The organism is Brevundimonas sp. UBA6550, assembly GCF_002434505.1.
Classification (GTDB): Bacteria; Pseudomonadota; Alphaproteobacteria; order Caulobacterales; family Caulobacteraceae; genus Brevundimonas.
On record NZ_DJKE01000012.1, the window covers coordinates 124,440 to 142,824 of the forward strand.

Here is an 18,385-nt window from a genome sequence, read left to right on the forward strand (position 1 = left end):
CCGATTGGGGCTTGCCGGATCGGCCGCACGGCCCCTTGATGCCGCATCGGTTGTTCGAGGAGTTGCCCCATGCGTCGTCGCACCTTCCTGTCCGCCCTGCCCGTCGGGGTGCTGGCGGCGAATACGGCCCAGGCCCAGCAGCCGACGCCGACGACCGCCCCGCCCGCCCCTGCCCGCCCGGCCGACCCCTACGCCGGCGTCGGCATCGGCGACCGGATCTCGGGGCCGAAGTTCATGGGACGCTCGACCGTCTGGGGCGCGAACGGGGCGGCGGCGACGGCGCATCCGGCCGCCAGCCTGATCGGCATCGACACCCTGAGACGCGGCGGATCGGCCATCGACGCGGCCATCGCCATAAATGCGGCCCTGGGCTTCCTGGAGCCGGTCGCCAACGGCATCGGCGGCGACGCCTATTGCATGTTGTGGGACCCGAAACAGAAGAAGGTCGTCGGTTTGAACGGCTCGGGCGCCAGTCCACGCGGGCTTAGCCTTCAGACGGCGCGATCCAGGGCCATCGACGGCTATCTGCCCCGCTATGGGGCGGTGACGGTCAATGTGCCGGGCGCGGTCGACGCCTGGTGGAGCGCGCACCAGCGGTATGGAAAACTGCCGTGGAAGGAGGTGCTGCTGCCGGTCGCCGAACTGTGCGAACAGGGCGCGCCCGTGCCCCAGGTCATCGCCTACTATCTGGAGCGCAACATGGCCGCCTTCGACCGGGGCCAGATTCCGATCGAGGAGAACGACAACCGAAAGCGCATCTGGGCCGCCGGCGGCGCGACGCCCAAGGTCGGCGAGCTGTTCGCCAACCCTTATCTGGGAAAGACCCTGCGGCTGATCGCAGAGGGCGGGCGCGACGCCTTCTACGACGGTCCCCTGGCCGATCAGATGGAAGCCTATTTCAAGCGAATCGGCGGTTGGATGACCCGCGCCGACCTGGCCGCCCACCACACCGAATGGGTCGAGCCGATCCAGACCAACTATCGCGGCGTGGACGTCTTCGGCCTGGGTCCGAACACTCAAGGGTTGTCCACCAACCAGATCCTGAACATCTGCGAACAGTTCGATCTGAAATCCATGGGCTTCCAGTCCGCCGCCTCCCTGCACGTACAGGCCGAGGCCAAGCGGCTGGCGTTCGAGGACCGGGCCCGCTGGTTCGCCGACGACCGATTCTCCAAGACCCCGGTCGAATGGCTGAACTCCAAGGCCTATGCCGCCGAACGGGCCATACTGATCCGGCCGGATCGGGTGATGGATCGCGTTATGCCCGGCGACGCGCCGCACCACGGCGACACCACCTATTTCAGCGTCGCCGACAGCGACGGGATGATGGTCAGCTGGATCCAGTCCAACTATCGCGGCATGGGCTCGGGCCTGGCGCCGGACAATGGGTCGGAGCCGCTGGGCTTCATGTTCCAGGACCGGGGCGAGCTGTTCGCCCTGACCGACGGCCATCCCAACATCTATGCGCCGGGCAAGCGGCCCTTCCAGACCATCATCCCCGGTTTCGCGCTCAAGGACGGCGAGCCCTGGATGGCGTTCGGCGTCATGGGCGGCGCCATGCAGCCGCAGGGCCAGGCCCAGATCATCATCAACATGGTCGACTATGGGCTGGAGCCCCAGGCGGCGGGCGACGCTCCGCGCTGGCAGCACTATGGCTCGTCCGAACCGACCGGCCAGCCGCAGGAAGGGACCGGCGTCCTGCATCTGGAAAGCGGCGTGCCCGAGGCGACCAAGGCCCAGCTGCGCGCCATGGGCTGGACCCTGGGCGAACCGGACGGCGGCTTCGGCGGCTATCAGAACGTGATGAAACAGATGAACCCCGGCGGCCGCTGGACCTATGGCGCGGCGACCGAGATGCGCAAGGACGGCATCGCCCTGGCCTATTGAAGGCTGGACGTCGGGACGGTCCGCGCTAAGGTCGGGCGGGGTCTTCCCCGTTGAGATCGTCTCGGCGCGACGCCCGGTCACGGGCGCGGTCAGCCGCAAAGGGGCGGCCTCTCGTGTTTGGTCACAACGCAAAGGACGCCCGGCGCCGGCCGAAAGGCAAGTCGTGGAGGGGCCATGCGGGCTTCGCGCCCCCGCCCCTTCGCCACGGCGCCGGGCGTCTGTGTCGCAGGAGACGAGAATGAGCGAGATGCCGGACTACGCCGTAATCCTTACGGCCATCGTGATCCTGGTCGGCGTGATCGGCCTGCTGAACGCCTTCCGGCGCGTGCGGGTCAACCGTTGGGAGCGGACGGCCGTCTATGTCGATGGCGTGTTCGACCGCCTGCTGGAGCCGGGGGTTCACCGTCTGTGGAAGGGTCACGGCCGCCTGATGCTGGTTCCGATCAGCCTGGATCAGCAGGTGCGGTCGATCCGGGCGGACGTCCTGTCTTCCGAACGGATGCCCCTGCGCCTGACCGCATCGGTCCTGTTCCGCATCGAGAACGCCGAGCTTTCGCTGCGCGAGCCGGTCGAGCCGCGCCTCGATCTGGCGGTCCAGTCGGCCCTGATCCGGCTGGCGGGCGAGACGCCGCTGGACGCCCTGCTAGCCCATGCGCCGGAGACGGCGGACATGCTGACGGCCCATGTGGGCGACACGGTGGGCGCCGCAAGGATCGAGCGGGTCGAGATCGCCGCCGTCACCCTGCCGCCCGAGATTCGTCGGCTGCTGAGCGATGTCGAACGGGCGCGGCTGGATGGGCTGGCGGCGCTGGAACGCGCCCGCAGCGAACAGGCGGCGCTTCGCGCCCTGGCCAACGCCGCGCGCCTGCTGAAGGACAATCCCGAGCTGGCGCAGCTGCGGCTGCTGCAGACGGCCGAGAACGCCAAGGCCGCGACCATCGTCATCGGCGACGAGCGAGGCCGATGACCCACGAGGAGGTTCGCGCCCTGATGCTGTCCTTTCCCGGCGTGGAGGACGGGACATCCTATGGCGAGCCGTCGTTCAAGGTGGCGGGCAAGTTCCTGACCTGGCTGCGGCCCCGGCTGGACGACAGCATCGTGGTGCATCTGGCCAACCGCGACGAACGCGACCTGCTGGTCGAGATGGAGCCGGCGACCTTTCACTTCACCGACCATTATCGCGATCACGCCATCGTCCTGGCGCGCATCGCCACGGTCGATCCGGTCTGGCTGAAGACCATGATGGAACGGCGCTGGCGCAAGGTCGCGCCCGGACGGCTGGTGAAAGGCGTCGATCAGGCTTGACCTGACGCGACGGAAATCCGGCATGGTCCGTATTCAATAAGGACGGACACAGAGGCTGGGGCGCGCCGTGACGGTCGGGATCGAGGATCGCATCATCAACTCCGGCGACGGCTGGCCGCTGGAGGCGACGCTGTTTCGCCCCGCCGAGGCGCGGATGGCGGTGCTGATGTCGGCGGGGACCGGGTTTCCGCGCGGATTCTACGGCCGGTTCGCGTGCTGGATGGCGGGGCGTGGGGCGGTGGTCCTGACCTATGACTATCGCGGGATCGGCGGATCGCGGCCCGAGGATCTGGCGGCGATGCAGATGGATTACACTGACTGGGGGCGGCTGGACATGCCGGCGGCCCTGGAGGCGTTGAAGGCGGCGGCGCCCGGTCTGCCCGTCTTTCATGTCGGCCACAGCGTCGGGGGCCATTTCGTCGGCTTCATGCCGAACCAGGGCGAGATCGCCCGACACGCCTTCGTCTCGGTCGGCAGCGGCTGGTGGGGCGGGCATCACCGGACCTACAACCCGTTCGAGCTGATGTTCTGGCTGGTGCTGGGTCCGCACGATCTCGGCAAATACGGCTATGTCCGCAACGGCAGGCTGTGGCGCGGGACCGACCTGCCGCGCGGGGTGTTCCAGACCTGGAAACGGTGGTGCCTGAAGCCGAGCTATTTCCTGAAGGAACTGGCCGACGGCGCCCTGGACCCGCAGCAGTTCGACCGGGTGACGGCGCCCATTCGGTCGTGGATCTTCAGCGACGATCCCATCGCCCCGCCGAAGACGGGCGCGCGCCTGCTGACCGCCTATTCCGCAACGCAGGCTGAAATCCTGACGCGGCGGCCCGAAGACTATGGCGTCAAACGCATCGGCCATGAGGGGGCGTTCAGAAAGGGGATGGAGCCCTTGTGGGAGGACATCCTGGACTGGTTCGAGGCGGAACGTGCGCGCCCCGTCGAACCGGGGACGCAGGATTAATACAGGCGAAACAGTGGCGAAGCCGCGTTCGGGACCTATATCGGGCGACACGACCCAGCAGGAGATGCGCATGGCCTACGGCGACCAACCCACGATCACCGTCGATGGAATCGAAATCCCGCTGCTGGGGTTCGGCACCTGGCAGCTGGAGCCGGACGATGCGCGGCGCATGGTCGCCGAGGCGCTGCGGATCGGTTATCGCCACATCGACACCGCCTGGATTTACAAGAACGAGAAGGCCGTCGGTCAGGGCATCGTCGATTCCGGCGTGGCGCGCGACGACATCTTCCTGACGACCAAGATCTGGGTCGAGCATTTCACCAATGACGCCCTGCTGAAACAGGCGAAGGAATCGGCCGACAGCCTGGGGACGACGCCGGACCTGTTGCTGCTGCACTGGCCCAAGACCACGCCGTCGTTCGAAGAGACGCTGGGCGCCCTGAACGAGGCCAGGGACCAGGGGCTGACCAAGTCGATCGGCCTGTCCAACTTCCCGTCCAGGGAATTCCGTCAGGCGCAGGCGCTGTCCAAGGCGCGGCTGCTGACCGATCAGGTCGAGCATCACCCCTATCTGGGCATTGACCAACTGGTCGCCACCGCCGCCGAGTTGGGGTCGTCGATCACCGCCTGGTCGCCGCTGGCCCAGGGCAAGATCGCCGAGGACGCCACGATCAGCGAACTGGCCAAGGCGCATGGCAAGACCAACGGTCAGATCACGCTGCGCTGGCTGATCCAGCACGGGATCATCGCCATTCCGCGCACGACCAAGGAAAGCCGGGCGCGCGAGAATTTTGACATCTTCGACTTCGCCCTGACGGACGAGGAGATGCAGCGGATGGACGCCCTGGATCGCGGCGAACGGCTAGGCGACTGGCTGGACCCGGCGTTCGAATGGGACAAGACTGCCGCCTGACCGACGACGGAGGCGCGGATGCTGAGGCACAGGGACCGGCCGCGACTGTGGCGGGCGACCTTCGCGGTCGTCGGCTGGGCGACCCTGATCCTGCAGTATATCTTGATGGTCGGCCCGACCCAGGGCTGGAGCGTGGTCGAGCGGACCGTCAACTATTTCAGCTTCTTCACCATCCTGACCAACATCCTGGTCGCCCTGGCCTTCACCGGCCCGCTGATCGACGCCGATCGCAGGCTGGCGCGCTGGAGCGCCAGCGAAGGCGTGCGGGCGGCGGTGGCCATGTACATCGTCGTGGTCGGGGTCGTGTACCACCTGCTGATCGCGCCGCACTGGCGGCCGCAGGGCCTGCTCTACGGGGTCAATCTGGTGCTGCACTATCTGATGCCGGTCGCCTTCGTGCTGGACTGGCTGTGGTTCACGCCCAAGGGTCGGCTGCGCTGGATCGACCCGGTGAAGTGGCTGGCGTTTCCGCTGATCTATGGCGGGTGGACGCTGGTTCACGGCATGGCGACCCATTGGTGGCCCTATGGGTTCGTGGATGTGGATGCGCTGGGCCTGGGGCGGGTGGTCGCGGTGTTCGGCGGGCTGCTGGTCTTCTTCTGGCTGGTCGGGATGACGTTGGTAGGGCTGGACCGGCTGTTCGGGCGAACGGCGCGTGACAGCGGGCCGAGAGCCGCCTAAGCCACCGCGCATGGCCTACAAATCCCTGCGTGACTTCATCCAGCAACTGGAAGCCGACGGCGAACTGGTTCGGGTGTCCGAGCCGGTGTCGACCGTGCTGGAGATGACCGAGATCCAGACCCGGCTGCTGCGAAACGGCGGCCCGGCGGTGCTGTTCGAAAAGCCGGTGATGCCGGACGGAACGATCAGCCCCATCCCCTGCCTGGCCAATCTGTTCGGCACGGTGAAGCGGGCGGCGATGGGGGTGACGCTGGAGGGCAAGGCGCGCACCACCACGGCGGAGCTGCGCGAGGTCGGGGAACTGCTGGCCTTCCTGCGCAATCCGACGCCGCCGCGCGGCCTGGGCGACGCGATGGAGATGCTGCCGCTGGCGCAGACCGTCATGTCGATGCGGCCCAAGACGGTGAAGAAGGCCCCGGTCCAGGAGGTGGTGCTGAAGGGCGAACAGATCGACCTGACGGCGCTGCCCGTCCAGTCATGCTGGCCCGGCGAACCGGCGCCCCTGATCACCTGGGGTCTGGTCGTCACCAAGGGGCCGTCGGACGACCGCGAGGACGACTTCAACCTGGGCATCTATCGGATGCAGGTGCTGGGCAAGGACAAGGCCATCATGCGCTGGCTGGCCCATCGCGGCGGCGCTCAGCACTACGCCCGGCACAAGAAGGCCGGAAAGCGCGAGCCCCTGCCCTGCGCCGTGGTGCTGGGCGCCGATCCCGGCACGATCCTGGCCGCCGTGACGCCGGTGCCGGACACCCTGTCGGAATATCAGTTCGCCGGCCTGATGCGCGGCGCAAAGGCCGAACTGGTGCCGTGCAAGACCGTGCCGCTGATGGTCCCGGCCCAGGCCGAGATCGTGCTGGAGGGCCATGTCCTGCTGGACGAGTTCGAGGACGAAGGCCCCTACGGCGACCACACCGGCTATTACAACTCGGTCGAGAAATTCCCGGTCTTCAAGGTCAGCGCCATCACCATGCGCAAGGACCCCATCTATCTGACCACCTTCACCGGGCGTCCGCCGGACGAGCCCAGCGTGCTGGGCGAGGCGCTGAACGAGGTGTTCATCCCCCTGCTGCGCCAGCAGTTCCCCGAGATCGTCGACTTCTGGCTGCCGCCCGAGGGGTGCAGCTATCGGATCGCCGTGGTGTCGATGAAGAAGGCTTATCCGGGCCACGCCAAGCGGGTGATGCTGGGCGTCTGGAGCTATCTGCGCCAGTTCATGTACACCAAATGGGTCATCGTCGTGGACGACGACATCGACGCCCGCGACTGGAAGGACGTCATGTGGGCCATCTCGACCAAGATGGACCCGGCGCGCGACATTACCCTGATCGAATCCACCCCCATCGACTATCTGGACTTCGCCTCGCCCGAGAGCGGCCTGGGCTCCAAGATCGGTCTGGACGCCACCAATAAGTGGGAGCCCGAGACCAAGCGCGAATGGGGCGAGGAGATCCGAATGGAGGACGCCGTGATCGAGCGGGTTTCCGACATGTGGGACCGGCTGGGTCTGCCCGGCGACGGCAAGCCGATCTGGAAGTGAAGCGCATTCAAGGACTTGCGAACTTATCGCAAGACGGCGGCGTTTCCTGAGAACCCAACCTTGACCGTGGCGTTGTCTTCCCACTTCGGCGGAGGCTGAGCCTTCGCCCCATCACGGAAGGGAAAATCCATGAAGTCTCGGACAGCGGTTAGCGCCATGGCCTTGGTCTGCGCGATGACGATGGGCCTGGCGGCCTGCGGACAGGGCGACGGCAAGAAAACGGACGGCCGCCCGCAATCGATCGCCGCCGCCACGGGCAATGAGGCGACGCAGCAGAAGCTGGGCCTCTACACCGACGCCTTCAACAAGCTGATCGACAAGAACTGGGGCGTGCCCGAGAACTTCGACAAATATCAAAAGCTGAACATCCCGTCGGCCGACGCGACCGGTTCGATCTACTTCCCCGAGAACATCACGACGCTGGAACAGGCCATCGAGAAGCTGAAGGAAGGCAAGGCCCTGTCGGGCGGCGCGCAGAGCCAGCGGGCCGATGCGGCGGTGGACAAGCTGATTCCGCAACTGGAGGCCCTGCTGGCCCAGTGGAAGACCCTGGATCCCTATTTCGAATCCCGCGCCTATCGCGAGGATGGTCTGGCCAAGGCCAAGGCCGCGCACCCGGCGGTGATGACGGCCTATCAGGGCGCCGTCGGCGGGATCGGCGAACTGGACGCGGCCCTGTCGGAGTATCAGCGCGCCCGCAACGCCGCCCAGATCACCGCCCTGAACAAGGCGGGCCACGCGGCTGAGGCCAATCTGGTCGACGCCATGCAGAAGGCCGATCACTTCACAACCGCCGTGATGGAGGACAAGCCGGAAGAGGCCGACCGCCTGCTGCCCGGCCTGGTCGCGGCGACGGCCAAGGTGCGCGAAGCCGAGGCGGCCATGGCGGCTGACGCCAAGAACAAGTCGGAGTTCAGCTCCATCGCGGACCGCCTGGATTCGATGGTCGGTTCCTGGCGCGACTACAAGCAGAACAAGTCCGACTACGAGCGCGAAAGCATCGTCGACGACTACAATCACGCCATCGACCGCATGGGCGACGTCGAACTGCCGGCCTGATCCCAAGGCGCCGCATCGCTAACGACTGGCGATGCGGCGCACCATCCGAAGGCGGACGCGCCCAGGGCGACGCGGCGGCGGTTGAAACCTTGTCAGGGCGGACCAATCGGCTCACGAAAGGCCATGCAGTCCCCTCTTCTGGTTTCGGCCTTCCTTGCCGCCCTTGCCTGTAGCGTGAGCCCCGCCATGTCCCAGACGCTTCCCAACGCCGCCCCCTGGGATCAGGCGTTCCTGCCGCCCGCTCCCGCCTGGAACGGCGCCTCAAAGGCCCTGCTGCGCGACGCCGGCGATCCGTGGGTGACGGCGTTCGAGGCCGATCCGGGCCATGACTTTTCGCCCAACTACGCCGACACCCGCGCCTGGTTCGACCGGCTGGATCAGGCCAGCGACCTGATCCGCATCGAACAGTTTGGCACATCGCCCGAGGGGCGGCCCATCTATGCGGTGATCGCCTCCAAGGATGGCGCCGCCTTCGATCCGGCCAAGCCGGTGCTGATGATCCAGGCGGGCATCCACCCCGGCGAGATCGACGGCAAGGACGCGGGCATGATGCTGCTGCGCGACATCGCGTTTTACGGCAAGGACGCCCTGCTGGACCGGGTCAACCTGATCCTGATCCCGATCCTGAGCGTGGATGGGCATGAGCGCGCATCCGCCTATTCCCGCCCCAACCAGCGCGGGCCGCGCATCCAGGGTTGGCGCAATACGGCGACCAACCAGAACCTGAACCGCGACTATCTGAAGCTGGACCAGCCCGAGATGCGGGCCGTGCGTGGGTTGATCCTGAAATACCGGCCGGACCTGTATGTGGATGTCCACGTCACCGACGGCATGGATTACCAGTACGACGTCACCTACGGCTTCAACGGCGAGGACGGGGCGTTCAGCCGCTCGCCCAACGGCTCGGCCTGGCTGGATTCGGTGTTCAAGCCCGCGATGAACGCGGCGCTGGAACGCGAGGGCCATATCCCCGGCGAACTGGTGTTCGGCCTGGACGACGACGATCCCAGGAAGGGCCTGTCGGACGGCGGCCTGGGCGAGCGGTTCTCCAACGGCTGGGGATCGGCGGCGCACGTGCCGACCATACTGATCGAAAACCACAGCCTGAAACCGCACGAACAGCGGGTGTTGGGGACCTATGTCTTCATCGAGGCGGCGATGCGTCTGCTGGCCGACCAAGGCGCCGGTCTGCGGGCCGCGACCGATCAGGACAGGGCGCTGCGCCCGGCCCAGATCCCCGCCAACTTCGAGGCCGACGACACGCCGTCCTCCACCCGGCCGTTCAAGGGCATCCTGTACGAGATGTACGACAGCCCCGCCTCGGGCCGGAAGGAAATCCGCTGGCTGGGCCGGCCCGATCCCGACCTGTGGCAGATGCCCTTCTATGGGTCCAAGCCGACGCTGACCCTGACCCGGCCAGCCGCCTATTGGGTGCCGGGCTATCGTACCGACATCATCGAGCGGCTGCGCGCGCACGGGATCGAGATGGAGACGCTGACGGCGGCGCGCACGGTGAACCTGTCGATGCTGCGGCTGGTCGAGCCCAAGCTGGCGACGCGCGCCAACGAGGGCCACGTCCAGGCCTCGGTCAAGACGGTCGAGGTGGAGAAACGCGACTGGACCTATCCGCCCGGCTCGGTGCGGGTGCCGACCGACCAGCCGCTGGGCGACATCGTCGTGCTGCTGCTGGAGCCGCAGTCCAGCGAGAGCTTCTTCGCCTGGGGGATGTTCCCCGAGGTCATGAGCCGCGTCGAATATATCGAGGCCTACGCCATTGCGCCCCTGGCCGAGAAGATGCTGGCGGCGGACCCGGCGCTTAAGACCGCGTTCGAGGCCAAACTGGCCGCCGAGCCCGCCTTCGCGGCCGATCCGCAGGCGCGTCTGGCCTGGTTCTATGAACGCACGCCCTTCTATGACGAGCGCTATCTGCTCTATCCCGTCGGGCGTGAGGACTGATCGATGACGACGCCCCTTATGCTCGCCATCCAGGCCGCCGCCTTGTGGAGCGGCCTGCTGATCCTGATGATGCTGGTGCTGTCGGGCGTCGTGGTCAGCGGACGACGCAAGCACATGGTTTCGCTGGGAGACGGCGGCAACGCCGACCTGATGGCCGCCAGCCGGGCCTTCGGCAATCTGGTGGAATATGCGACGCCCGGCATGATCGCCATGCTGTTGCTGGCCGCCGTGGGCGCGCCCGCCTGGATGGTGCATGGCGTCGGCGCGACCCTGCTGATCGGGCGGATCTGCCATGCGCTGGGCCTGCTGTTCCAGACCGGGCCGTCGCTGGGCCGGGTGGTGGGGATGCTGCTGACCTGGGTGGCGCTGTTGACGGCCGCCGTGGGGCTGATCGCCTTCGCCGTCGTCTAGGTTCAATCGACATTCAGCCGGTGGAATCTCAGATCGTCATTCCGGGGCTGAGCGAAGCGAAGAACCCGGAACCCAGGGCTGCGGCGCCGTTGCTGGACGTAGTCGGCGCCGGATAGCGAGCCTCCTGGGTTCCGGGTTCGTCCTATGGACGCCCCGGAATGACGGTTTAGGGCTGAATGTCGATTAGCCCTAGGCCGGTTGCGGTGCAGCAGGGCGTCCGCCATATCGGGGCATGACCGAGACCCTGGCTGCGCCCGTTTCCACCGATCTTCTCAACGACATCGTCAAGGCGGCGCTGAAGGCCGGCGCCGACGCGGCCGAGGCGGTCAGCGCCGACCGCCGGTCCCTGTCGGTGGGGGTGCGCAACGGCGGGCTGGAAGACGTCGAGCGCGAGGAATCGCGCGACCTGGGGCTGAGGGTCTTCGTCGGCCAGCGTCAGGCGTCGGTGTCGGCGTCCGACCTGTCGCCGGCGACGCAGGCGCGGCTGGTCGAGCGGGCCGTGGCCATGGCGCGATTGGCGCCCGAAGACCCCAATGCCGGCCTGGCGCCGCAGGATCGTCTGGCGCGCGGCCCCCTGCCCGACCTAGACCTGTTCGACGCCAGCGAACGCAGCGCCGAGGCGCTGGAAGCCGCCGCCGCCGAGGCCGAGGCCGCCGCCCTGGCCGTGACCGGCGTGGCGCGGTCAGAGGGCGGTCACGCCTCCTGGTCGTCCAGCCGCTGGCGGCTGGTCACGTCGCACGGGTTCGACGGCGCCTACGAGGGGTCGGCCTTCTCGCTGGGTGTCGGCGTCATCGCCGAAAAGGACGGGGCCATGGAGCGTGGCGGCGAAAGCCGGTCGACCCGACACCTGTCCGACCTGCCGGGCGCCGAACACATCGGGCGCACCGCCGGCGAGCGCGCGGCGGCCCGCGTGGGGCCGAGGAAGATCGCCTCGACCACCGCCCCGGTCATCTTCGACAATCGCATGGCCGGCCAGATCGTTTCGCCAGCGCTGGGGGCCATATCCGGCCCGTCGATCGCGCGCGGCACCTCCTTCCTGAAGGACCGGCTGGGCCAGCGGGTGTTCGCGCCGGGCGTCACCCTGATCGACGATCCGTTCCGCCCGCGCGGCATGGGATCGACCCCGTTCGACGACGAAGGCGTGGCGGTCGAGCGGCGCGCCCTGTTCGACGACGGCGTCCTGACGACCTGGCTGCTGAACAGCGCATCGGCGCGGCAACTGGGTCTGGAGACGACCGGCCATGCGTCGCGGGGCCTGGCCGGGCCATCCGGCGTCTCGACCCACAATCTGCACATGGAGCCGGGCGAGCGCGATCTGGCGGGCCTGATGGCGGATGCCGGGACCGGCCTGTTGGTGACGTCGATGTTCGGGCCGTCGCTGAACGGCAATACGGGCGACTGGTCCGCCGGGGTGTCGGGCTTCTGGTTCGAGAACGGCGCGGTCGCCTATCCGGTCAGCGAAGTGACCGTGGCCGGCAAGCTGACCGACCTTTACCTGCGCATCCAGCGCGGCTCGGACCTGGAGTTCCGGGGCGGGTTCAACGTGCCCAGCCTGATGTTCGACGCGGTGGCCATCGCCGGCAAATGACGGACATCTCGCCACAAGATTGGGCCGCCGACCTCGACCTGATCCGCCAGGCCGCCATCGACGCGGGCGCCCTGGCCATCGCCGAGCGCGAGGCGGGGCTGAAGATCGAGTCCAAGCCCGGCGGTTCGCCCGTCACCAGCGGCGACCTGAAGGTGGACGCCATGCTGAAGGACAGGCTGATGACGGCGCGGCCCGACTATGGCTGGCTGTCGGAGGAGACGGCGGATTCGCCGGATCGTCTGTCGAAACGGCGCATCTTCGCGGTCGATCCCATCGACGGCACGGTGGCCTATATGAAGCGGACCCCATGGTGGTGCGTGCCCATCGCCGTGGTCGAGGACGGCCAAGTCGTCGCCGCCGTCATCCATGCGCCCGAGGTGGACGAGACCTATGTCGCCGTGCGCGGCGGCGGGGCGCGGCGCAACGACCGCATCATCACGGCCTCGGACGTGGCGACGCTGGATGACGCCTCGATTCTGGGCGACGCGCGGTTGATCGAGGCGCCCTGGTTCGACGAACCGTGGCCGGCGATGCGGTTCTCGAAGCGCAACGCCCTGGCCTATCGCATGGCGCTGGTGGCGTCGGGCGCCTTCGACGCCGCCCTGGCCCTGACGCCCAAATGGGACTGGGACGTCGCCGCCGGCTGGTTGATCGCCACCGAGGCGGGGGCCAGGGTCAGCGATCACCAGGGCCGGCCCTGGGCCTTCAACCGCCCCGATCCGCGCCAGGCCAGCCTGGTCTGCGCCGCCCCGCTGATCCAGCCGATGATCGTGCAGCGCTGTAAAAACGTGCCGTTTTCGACCTAGGCCGGGGGTGGAAAAACCCCGCCCGACATTGATCCGAGACCGTTCTCGGCCTATTGCGCGCGCAAAGCCCCCTCCCCCAATGCCTGGATTGTCGATGACCGATCAAAACACCGTTCCGCCCCAGCTTCTGCACATCGTCATCGGCGGCGAGTTGCGTCACCTGGGCGAGCCGACCTTCCGCGACCTGTCGCAGGTCGAGTTCGTCGGCGCCTTCGGCAGCTATGACGAGGCCAAGAAGGCCTGGAAGGCCCGCGCCCAGGCCACCGTGGACAACGCCCACATGCGCTATTTCATCCTGCACGCCCACAAGCTGATCGACCCGCGCGGCGACGCCTGATCCTGCGACATCGGGGCGTCCGAACCGACGCCCCGATCCGACGTTCAATCTGTATGCGAGGACGACGATGAACCTGGAGCCGCAACAGATTTTCCAGCTGGTCAGCCTGCTGGCCGTGCTGGCGCTGTTCAGTTTTTCGCTGCGCGGCCACATCAACTACGCCCGCTGGTTCAAGAAGTGGGAGGCCGACCGCAAGGCCCGACGCGACGCCGAACTGGCCGCCGAGGCGCGTAAGAGCGATCCCGACGCGCCGAAGACAGGCCCTTGGGGCTGATCCCACCACCGTCGTCTTTCCGGGGCTAAGCGCAGCGAAGAACCCGGAACCCAGGGGGATGTGCTGGACGCCCGAAACGGGTTGACGCAGGAACCGCATCCCTGGGTTCCGGGTTCGTCCTGCGGCCTCCCCGGAATGACGGCTCAAGAAGCCCCCTCTCCTACTCCCGCCGCAGCAGTTTGTCGGTCAGCAGCGTGCCCCACCAGCCGGCCGTGAACTCGGCCCGGATCGCCTGGGGGTCGTAGTCGGGGCTGTCGATCCAGTCGATGAAGCTGATCCCCCTCGGTTCGACCTCGGCGACATATTTCTCCAGCGTATAGTCCAGCACCCCCGTCAGCCCCTCGCGCGAGTGCAGGTATTTCTTGGACAGCTGGCTCATGGCGACCGAGATCGGCTCGCCCAGATGGAAGTGGCGATAGAAGACCGCCATCATCCCCGCCCGGTCCGCGCCCGACTTGCAGTGGATCAGCACCGGATATTCGATGGTCCTGAACAGGTCGCGGGCGCGGTGGATGCGGTCGGGTTGCGGCGGATCGCGCGAATCCAGCGGGGCGTGGATCAGGGTCAGGCCCAGCCGGTCGCAGGCGTCCTTCTCCAGCCAGTAATAGCCCTCGTCCCGCTCGCCGCGCAGGTTAATGACGGTCTTGATCCCCCTGGCCTTCCATCCGGCCAGCTGGCGCGGCGACGGCTGGTTGGTGCGCACCAGGTCCGGTCCCAGCCAGTGGGCGTTGGAAAAGGCCACGCGCAGAAACGCATGGTCCGCCCAGAAATAGTGCCAATGGGCCTTGAACCGGCCCCAGGCGGTGGTGAGATCGAAACGCGACATGGGGGCCAGATAGCGGTCCGGGGCCGCCGCGTCATCCTCCGCCGACCGCCGGGGCCGCGCGCGTCTGCGGGGCGCGGTTCTCAATCCAGAAGATGAAGACCGAGGCGGCGACGATCAGGGCCGCCCCGTGCCAGAACCACGGCGACGGCGTCTGGCCCAGCAGCGACCAGCCGATCAGGCCGGCCAGCGGCGCCTTCAGGTCCGCGAACGGCTGGAGATAGGCCGCATCCGCCCGCTTGTAGGCCGAGGCCAGCAGATACTGCGCCGCCGCCGTCAGCCCGCCCAGGGCCAGCAGAAGCAGCAGCCCCGATCCTTGCGGCAGGGCGAACGGCAGGCCCGTCGCCACGCCAGCCGGCAGGACGAAGGCGAAGGCGTTGGCCAGCAATAGAATGGCCAGATGGTTGGGCGTGATCAGGACCAGCAGCGACACCGTCAGGGTCTCGGCCGTCTCCTCGCGCGCCAGGGCCTTGGTCAGGACGTCGGTCGCGGCCCACAGGGCGGCCGCCAGGATCGGCGTCAGCGCGGGCCAGTCCAGACGTTCGGCCCCGACGCCCGACACCACCACCGCGCCGACGAAACCGGCCAAAGCCGCGCCGAGCCGGGCGCCGGATACCCGCTCGCCCAGGAACAGCGTCGAGCCGACGATGACGAACAGCGGCCCGGTGGCCAGCAGCGTCACCATCTGCCAGATCGGCACGCCCGAGGCGAAGCCGTACACGAACACATGCACGCCCAGCGCCGAGGCGAAGGCGCGGCCCTGGTGCGCCAGCGGATGGCGGGTCTTCAGCTTGCCCAGCCCGATCCGCATCACCACCGGCGCCATCAGCACCGAGGCGATCAGATATTGCCAGAAGGCCATGCCGGTAGAGCTCATGCCGAACTGCTGCGGCAGGATCGACTGAAGCGTGTTGCCGGCCGCGAACACCAGGCTGGCCGACAGCATCAGCAGCGCGCCCATGGAGGCGGCGCCGGGGTTAGACGAGGAAATCTGGTTCAATGGTCGTCCTTTCCGTAACCAGTTTCCTCAGGGTTACGGGCGACGACGCGCCGGCCCGCCGCCCGGCAAGGGGCGGCGAACGCCGACGAGGCGTTTGGTCCCGTTCTCTTTCATCCGGACTATACCGTCGGCCCCGGAATCGCACCGGATCTGCTGACCTCTCCAATCGTGGAGAGCGCTCGCGGGCTTGGCGTCGCCGCCTTACCGCCGGTGGGGAATTTCGCCCCGCCCTGAGAACACTGCGGGCGAACCCGCAGCCCCTAGTTAGAAAAGGCGCACGGCCTGTTCAACCACCCAGGCGTTCGGGCGTTGGATTTCCATGTCCGACCGAATGCTCCCGATGACGATGATCGCCGCCGCCCTGGCCCTGTCCGGGTCGCTGACGGCGAGCGTCGCCGCAGCCCAGGCCCCTCCGCCCGAAGACCCCGTCCTGATCGCCTATCTGCGGCACAGGGCGCACGGCGCGCTGGACACGACCCGATATGCCGCCGCCCTGACGCCGGACGGGCGGACGATGCTGGTCTATCTGACCGGCCCGAACTGGTGCGGATCGGGCGGGTGCCGGCTTCTGGTGCTGGACCGGGCGGGCCGGACCTATCGGTCGGTCGGCGAGATCGGCGTGGCGCGCGCCCCCATCCGCCTGCTGGAACGCCAGAGCCACGGTCGGCGCGATCTGGGCGTCCAGGTCGCCGGCGGCGGGATCACAGAAGCCTACGAGGCCGCCGTGCCCTTCGACGGTCGCCGCTACGCCCGCAATCCGACCGTCGCCCCTGCCGTCAAGATCGACGATGCGCCGGGCGAAACCCTCATCCGCGCCGACGAACCGGGCCGCCCGCTGGTCCCGTCGCCCGACAAGCCTTGACTTGAGGGGCGGCTCGGACGACCGAAGGCCGATGAGCGAACCCGTCGACCAGACCATGCCCCTGCGCGTCCTGCTGGCGCGAATCTGGCGCGACTACCTGTCCCAGCACCGCTGGACCCTGATCACGGCCATCGTCTGCGCGGCCGTGACCGGTGTGCTGACCGTCACCCTGCTGCAACTGCTGCAACCCGCCGTGAACGCGCTGTTTCTGGACGGCGACAAGCCGATCACCCTGTTCAGATACATCCATATTCAGGCCGGACACGCGGTGGTCGCCATTCCCATCGCCATCCTGGCCCTGGCCCTGATCCGAACCAGTGCAGCCCTTTTGCAGGCAGCCCTGGTCAACCGGCTGGGCCACAGCATCGTCGGCGATATCCAGGTGCGGCTGTTCGGTCGCATGATCCGCGCCGACCTGGCGCGTCTGCGCAGCCAGCACTCGGGCGGCTTCGTCTCGGCGGTCCTTTTCGACGCCAATCTGGTGCGTGAGGCCTTCACCTCGGGCGTGGTAACCTACACCCAGAACCTGCTGATGCTGGTCGGCACGATCGTCTTCATGTTCTTCAACGACTGGCAACTGGCGATGGTGGTGCTGCTGGGCGTGCCGATGGTGGCCCTGGTGCTGCGGCGGTTCGGCAAGCGGACGCGCAAGGCCGCGCGCGGCGCCATGGCCGAAACCGAAAACCTGTCCACCGCCCTGATGGAGAACATAGACGGGGTTCGGCTGATCAAGATCGAGAACCGCGAAGCCGCCGAAGAGGCCCGCGTCGCCGAAGTCGTCGCCCGCCGCCAGCGCCACGTCATCAAGGGCGCCAACGCCCGCGCCTTCGCCGGTCCCGCATCGGACATGGTGGCCTATGTCGTGGTCGCCGCCGTGCTCGCCTATGCCGGATGGCGGGCGCAGTCGGGGGCCATGACGGTGGGCGGGTTCGCCGCCTTCATCGCCATGCTGCTGGCGGCCGGCCAGTCGCTGCGTCAGGTGACCAATCTGGCGACCGTTATGGCCGAAGGATTCACCGCCGCGCGTCGTCTGTTCACGGCGCTGGATATCGAGCCGGAAATCCGTGAAGCGCCGGAAGCCGCCCCCCTGCCTACCGGGCCGGTCGAGGTGGTGTTGGACCGGGTGTCCTTCGCCTATGCGCCCAGGAGCGAGGGCGGCGCCCCAACGCTGGACCAGGTGTCCCTGCGGGTCGCGCCGGGCGAGACGGCAGCCTTGGTCGGGCCGTCGGGCGGGGGCAAGAGCACGATCCTGAGCCTGCTGCCGCGCTTCTATGACGTGACCGGCGGGGCGGTGACGATCAATGGGCGCGACGTGCGGGCGCTGCGCATCCACGATCTGCGCGACCATATCGCCCTGGTGACGCAGGAGCCCTTCCTGTTCGACGACACCATCGCCGCCAACATCGCCTATGGCCGGCCGGGCGCGACGCAGGAACAGATCGAAGAGGCCGCCCGTTCGGCCGCCGCCCACGACTTCATCACCGCCCTGCCGCAAGGCTACGACACCCGCGCGGGCGAGGCGGGCCTGCGCCTGTCGGGCGGTCAGCGCCAGCGCGTCGCCATCGCCCGCGCCTTCGTGAAAGACGCCCCCATCCTGCTGCTGGACGAGGCCACCAGCGCGCTGGACACCGAGAGCGAGGCCCTGGTCCAGGCGGCGCTGGAGCGGCTGATGCAGGGCCGCGCCACCCTGATGATCGCCCACCGCCTGTCGACCGTGAAGAACGCCGACCGCATCTATGTGATCGAGGCCGGGCGCGTGGTCGAACAGGGGTCGCACGACGCCCTGGTCGCCCAGGGCGGTCTCTACGCCCGCCTGGCCCGCCAGCAGTCGCTGGACGGCGCCCCGGTCAATGTGGAGACCGTGGCGTGAGTGTCCTTCCCGCCCCTCTTCTCAACGCCGTCATCCTAGGCCTTGTGCCTAGGATCCATACGCCCGGCGCCGAGCGGGGGCGTCCAGGCGGCAGCCGCCTGTGTTTATGGAT

The 18,385-nt window shown here is 67.9% G+C and carries 18 protein-coding genes and 1 riboswitch; of the genes, 16 read left to right on the forward strand and 2 right to left on the reverse strand.

The genetic code is table 11. The features are described from left to right. Positions 1-69: 69 nt before the first annotated feature. The 14 genes from B3Z70_RS13960 to B3Z70_RS14025 all read left to right on the forward strand — a co-directional run bounded on the left by B3Z70_RS13960 (position 70) and on the right by B3Z70_RS14025 (position 13,718). Complete coding sequence (locus B3Z70_RS13960) at positions 70-1,887, forward strand: gamma-glutamyltransferase family protein (protein ID WP_292045780.1); 1,818 nt, start codon at positions 70-72, stop codon at positions 1,885-1,887. Positions 1,888-2,125: 238 nt separating this feature from the next. Next, the gene (locus tag B3Z70_RS13965) at positions 2,126-2,854 is read left to right on the forward strand and encodes an SPFH domain-containing protein (protein WP_292021652.1); all 729 of its coding nucleotides are present in this window, start codon (positions 2,126-2,128) and stop codon (positions 2,852-2,854) included. Continuing rightward, a complete protein-coding gene (locus tag B3Z70_RS13970; RefSeq protein WP_292021653.1) occupies positions 2,851-3,192 on the forward strand; it encodes an MmcQ/YjbR family DNA-binding protein in 342 nt (113 codons plus the stop codon). Before B3Z70_RS13965 ends, B3Z70_RS13970 begins: the two co-directional genes overlap by 4 nt. A gap of 67 nt (positions 3,193-3,259) precedes the next feature. After that, a complete protein-coding gene (locus B3Z70_RS13975) occupies positions 3,260-4,153 on the forward strand; it encodes a serine aminopeptidase domain-containing protein (RefSeq protein WP_292021655.1) in 894 nt (297 codons plus the stop codon). 70 nt (positions 4,154-4,223) lie between these two features. Further along, the gene (locus B3Z70_RS13980; protein ID WP_292021658.1) at positions 4,224-5,066 is read left to right on the forward strand and encodes an aldo/keto reductase; all 843 of its coding nucleotides are present in this window, start codon (positions 4,224-4,226) and stop codon (positions 5,064-5,066) included. Positions 5,067-5,084: 18 nt separating this feature from the next. Further along, on the forward strand, positions 5,085-5,747 hold the full coding sequence (locus B3Z70_RS13985; RefSeq protein ID WP_292021660.1) for a Pr6Pr family membrane protein: 663 nt from the start codon (positions 5,085-5,087) through the stop codon (positions 5,745-5,747). A 10-nt stretch (positions 5,748-5,757) separates the two neighbouring features. Next, entirely contained in the window at positions 5,758-7,287 is a 1,530-nt protein-coding gene (locus B3Z70_RS13990) for a UbiD family decarboxylase (RefSeq protein ID WP_292021662.1), read from the forward strand. Between the two features lie 129 nt (positions 7,288-7,416). Then, positions 7,417-8,346 carry a DUF3829 domain-containing protein gene (locus B3Z70_RS13995; protein ID WP_292021664.1) on the forward strand — a complete coding sequence of 310 codons (930 nt, stop codon included), beginning with the start codon at positions 7,417-7,419 and terminating at the stop codon, positions 8,344-8,346. A gap of 186 nt (positions 8,347-8,532) precedes the next feature. After that, entirely contained in the window at positions 8,533-10,302 is a 1,770-nt protein-coding gene (locus B3Z70_RS14000; protein WP_409410580.1) for a M14 family metallopeptidase, read from the forward strand. A 3-nt stretch (positions 10,303-10,305) separates the two neighbouring features. Next, positions 10,306-10,713: an MAPEG family protein gene (locus B3Z70_RS14005; RefSeq protein WP_292021668.1), complete on the forward strand. Its 408-nt coding sequence runs from the start codon at positions 10,306-10,308 to the stop codon at positions 10,711-10,713. 232 nt (positions 10,714-10,945) lie between these two features. Continuing rightward, the gene (locus B3Z70_RS14010) at positions 10,946-12,301 is read left to right on the forward strand and encodes a TldD/PmbA family protein (protein ID WP_292045781.1); all 1,356 of its coding nucleotides are present in this window, start codon (positions 10,946-10,948) and stop codon (positions 12,299-12,301) included. Then, positions 12,298-13,107, forward strand: coding sequence for a 3'(2'),5'-bisphosphate nucleotidase CysQ (locus tag B3Z70_RS14015; protein ID WP_292022735.1), 810 nt, complete (start codon positions 12,298-12,300; stop codon positions 13,105-13,107). The genes B3Z70_RS14010 and B3Z70_RS14015 overlap by 4 nt, the downstream gene beginning before the upstream one ends. 94 nt (positions 13,108-13,201) lie before the next feature. After that, positions 13,202-13,444, forward strand: coding sequence for a DUF4170 domain-containing protein (locus B3Z70_RS14020; RefSeq protein ID WP_248118852.1), 243 nt, complete (start codon positions 13,202-13,204; stop codon positions 13,442-13,444). Between the two features lie 67 nt (positions 13,445-13,511). Beyond that, positions 13,512-13,718 (forward strand): hypothetical protein, encoded by a 207-nt coding sequence (locus tag B3Z70_RS14025; protein ID WP_292022737.1) that lies wholly within the window; start codon positions 13,512-13,514, stop codon positions 13,716-13,718. Positions 13,719-13,878: 160 nt separating this feature from the next. Here B3Z70_RS14025 and B3Z70_RS14030 read toward each other — a convergent pair whose 3' ends face one another. Further along, complete coding sequence (locus tag B3Z70_RS14030) at positions 13,879-14,544, reverse strand: fused DSP-PTPase phosphatase/NAD kinase-like protein (RefSeq protein ID WP_292022739.1); 666 nt, start codon at positions 14,542-14,544, stop codon at positions 13,879-13,881. Positions 14,545-14,575: 31 nt separating this feature from the next. Beyond that, positions 14,576-15,541, reverse strand: a complete 966-nt coding sequence (locus B3Z70_RS14035; RefSeq protein WP_292022741.1) for a DMT family transporter — start codon at positions 15,539-15,541, stop codon at positions 14,576-14,578. A 98-nt stretch (positions 15,542-15,639) separates the two neighbouring features. Next, positions 15,640-15,783, reverse strand: a riboswitch (FMN riboswitch). A 98-nt stretch (positions 15,784-15,881) separates the two neighbouring features. Here B3Z70_RS14035 and B3Z70_RS14040 point away from each other — a divergent pair. Together B3Z70_RS14040 and B3Z70_RS14045 are read left to right on the forward strand one after the other, a co-directional pair. Beyond that, positions 15,882-16,403, forward strand: coding sequence for a hypothetical protein (locus tag B3Z70_RS14040; RefSeq protein WP_292022743.1), 522 nt, complete (start codon positions 15,882-15,884; stop codon positions 16,401-16,403). Positions 16,404-16,434: 31 nt separating this feature from the next. Next, positions 16,435-18,273 (forward strand): ABC transporter ATP-binding protein, encoded by a 1,839-nt coding sequence (locus B3Z70_RS14045; RefSeq protein WP_292022745.1) that lies wholly within the window; start codon positions 16,435-16,437, stop codon positions 18,271-18,273. Positions 18,274-18,385 lie beyond the last annotated feature (112 nt).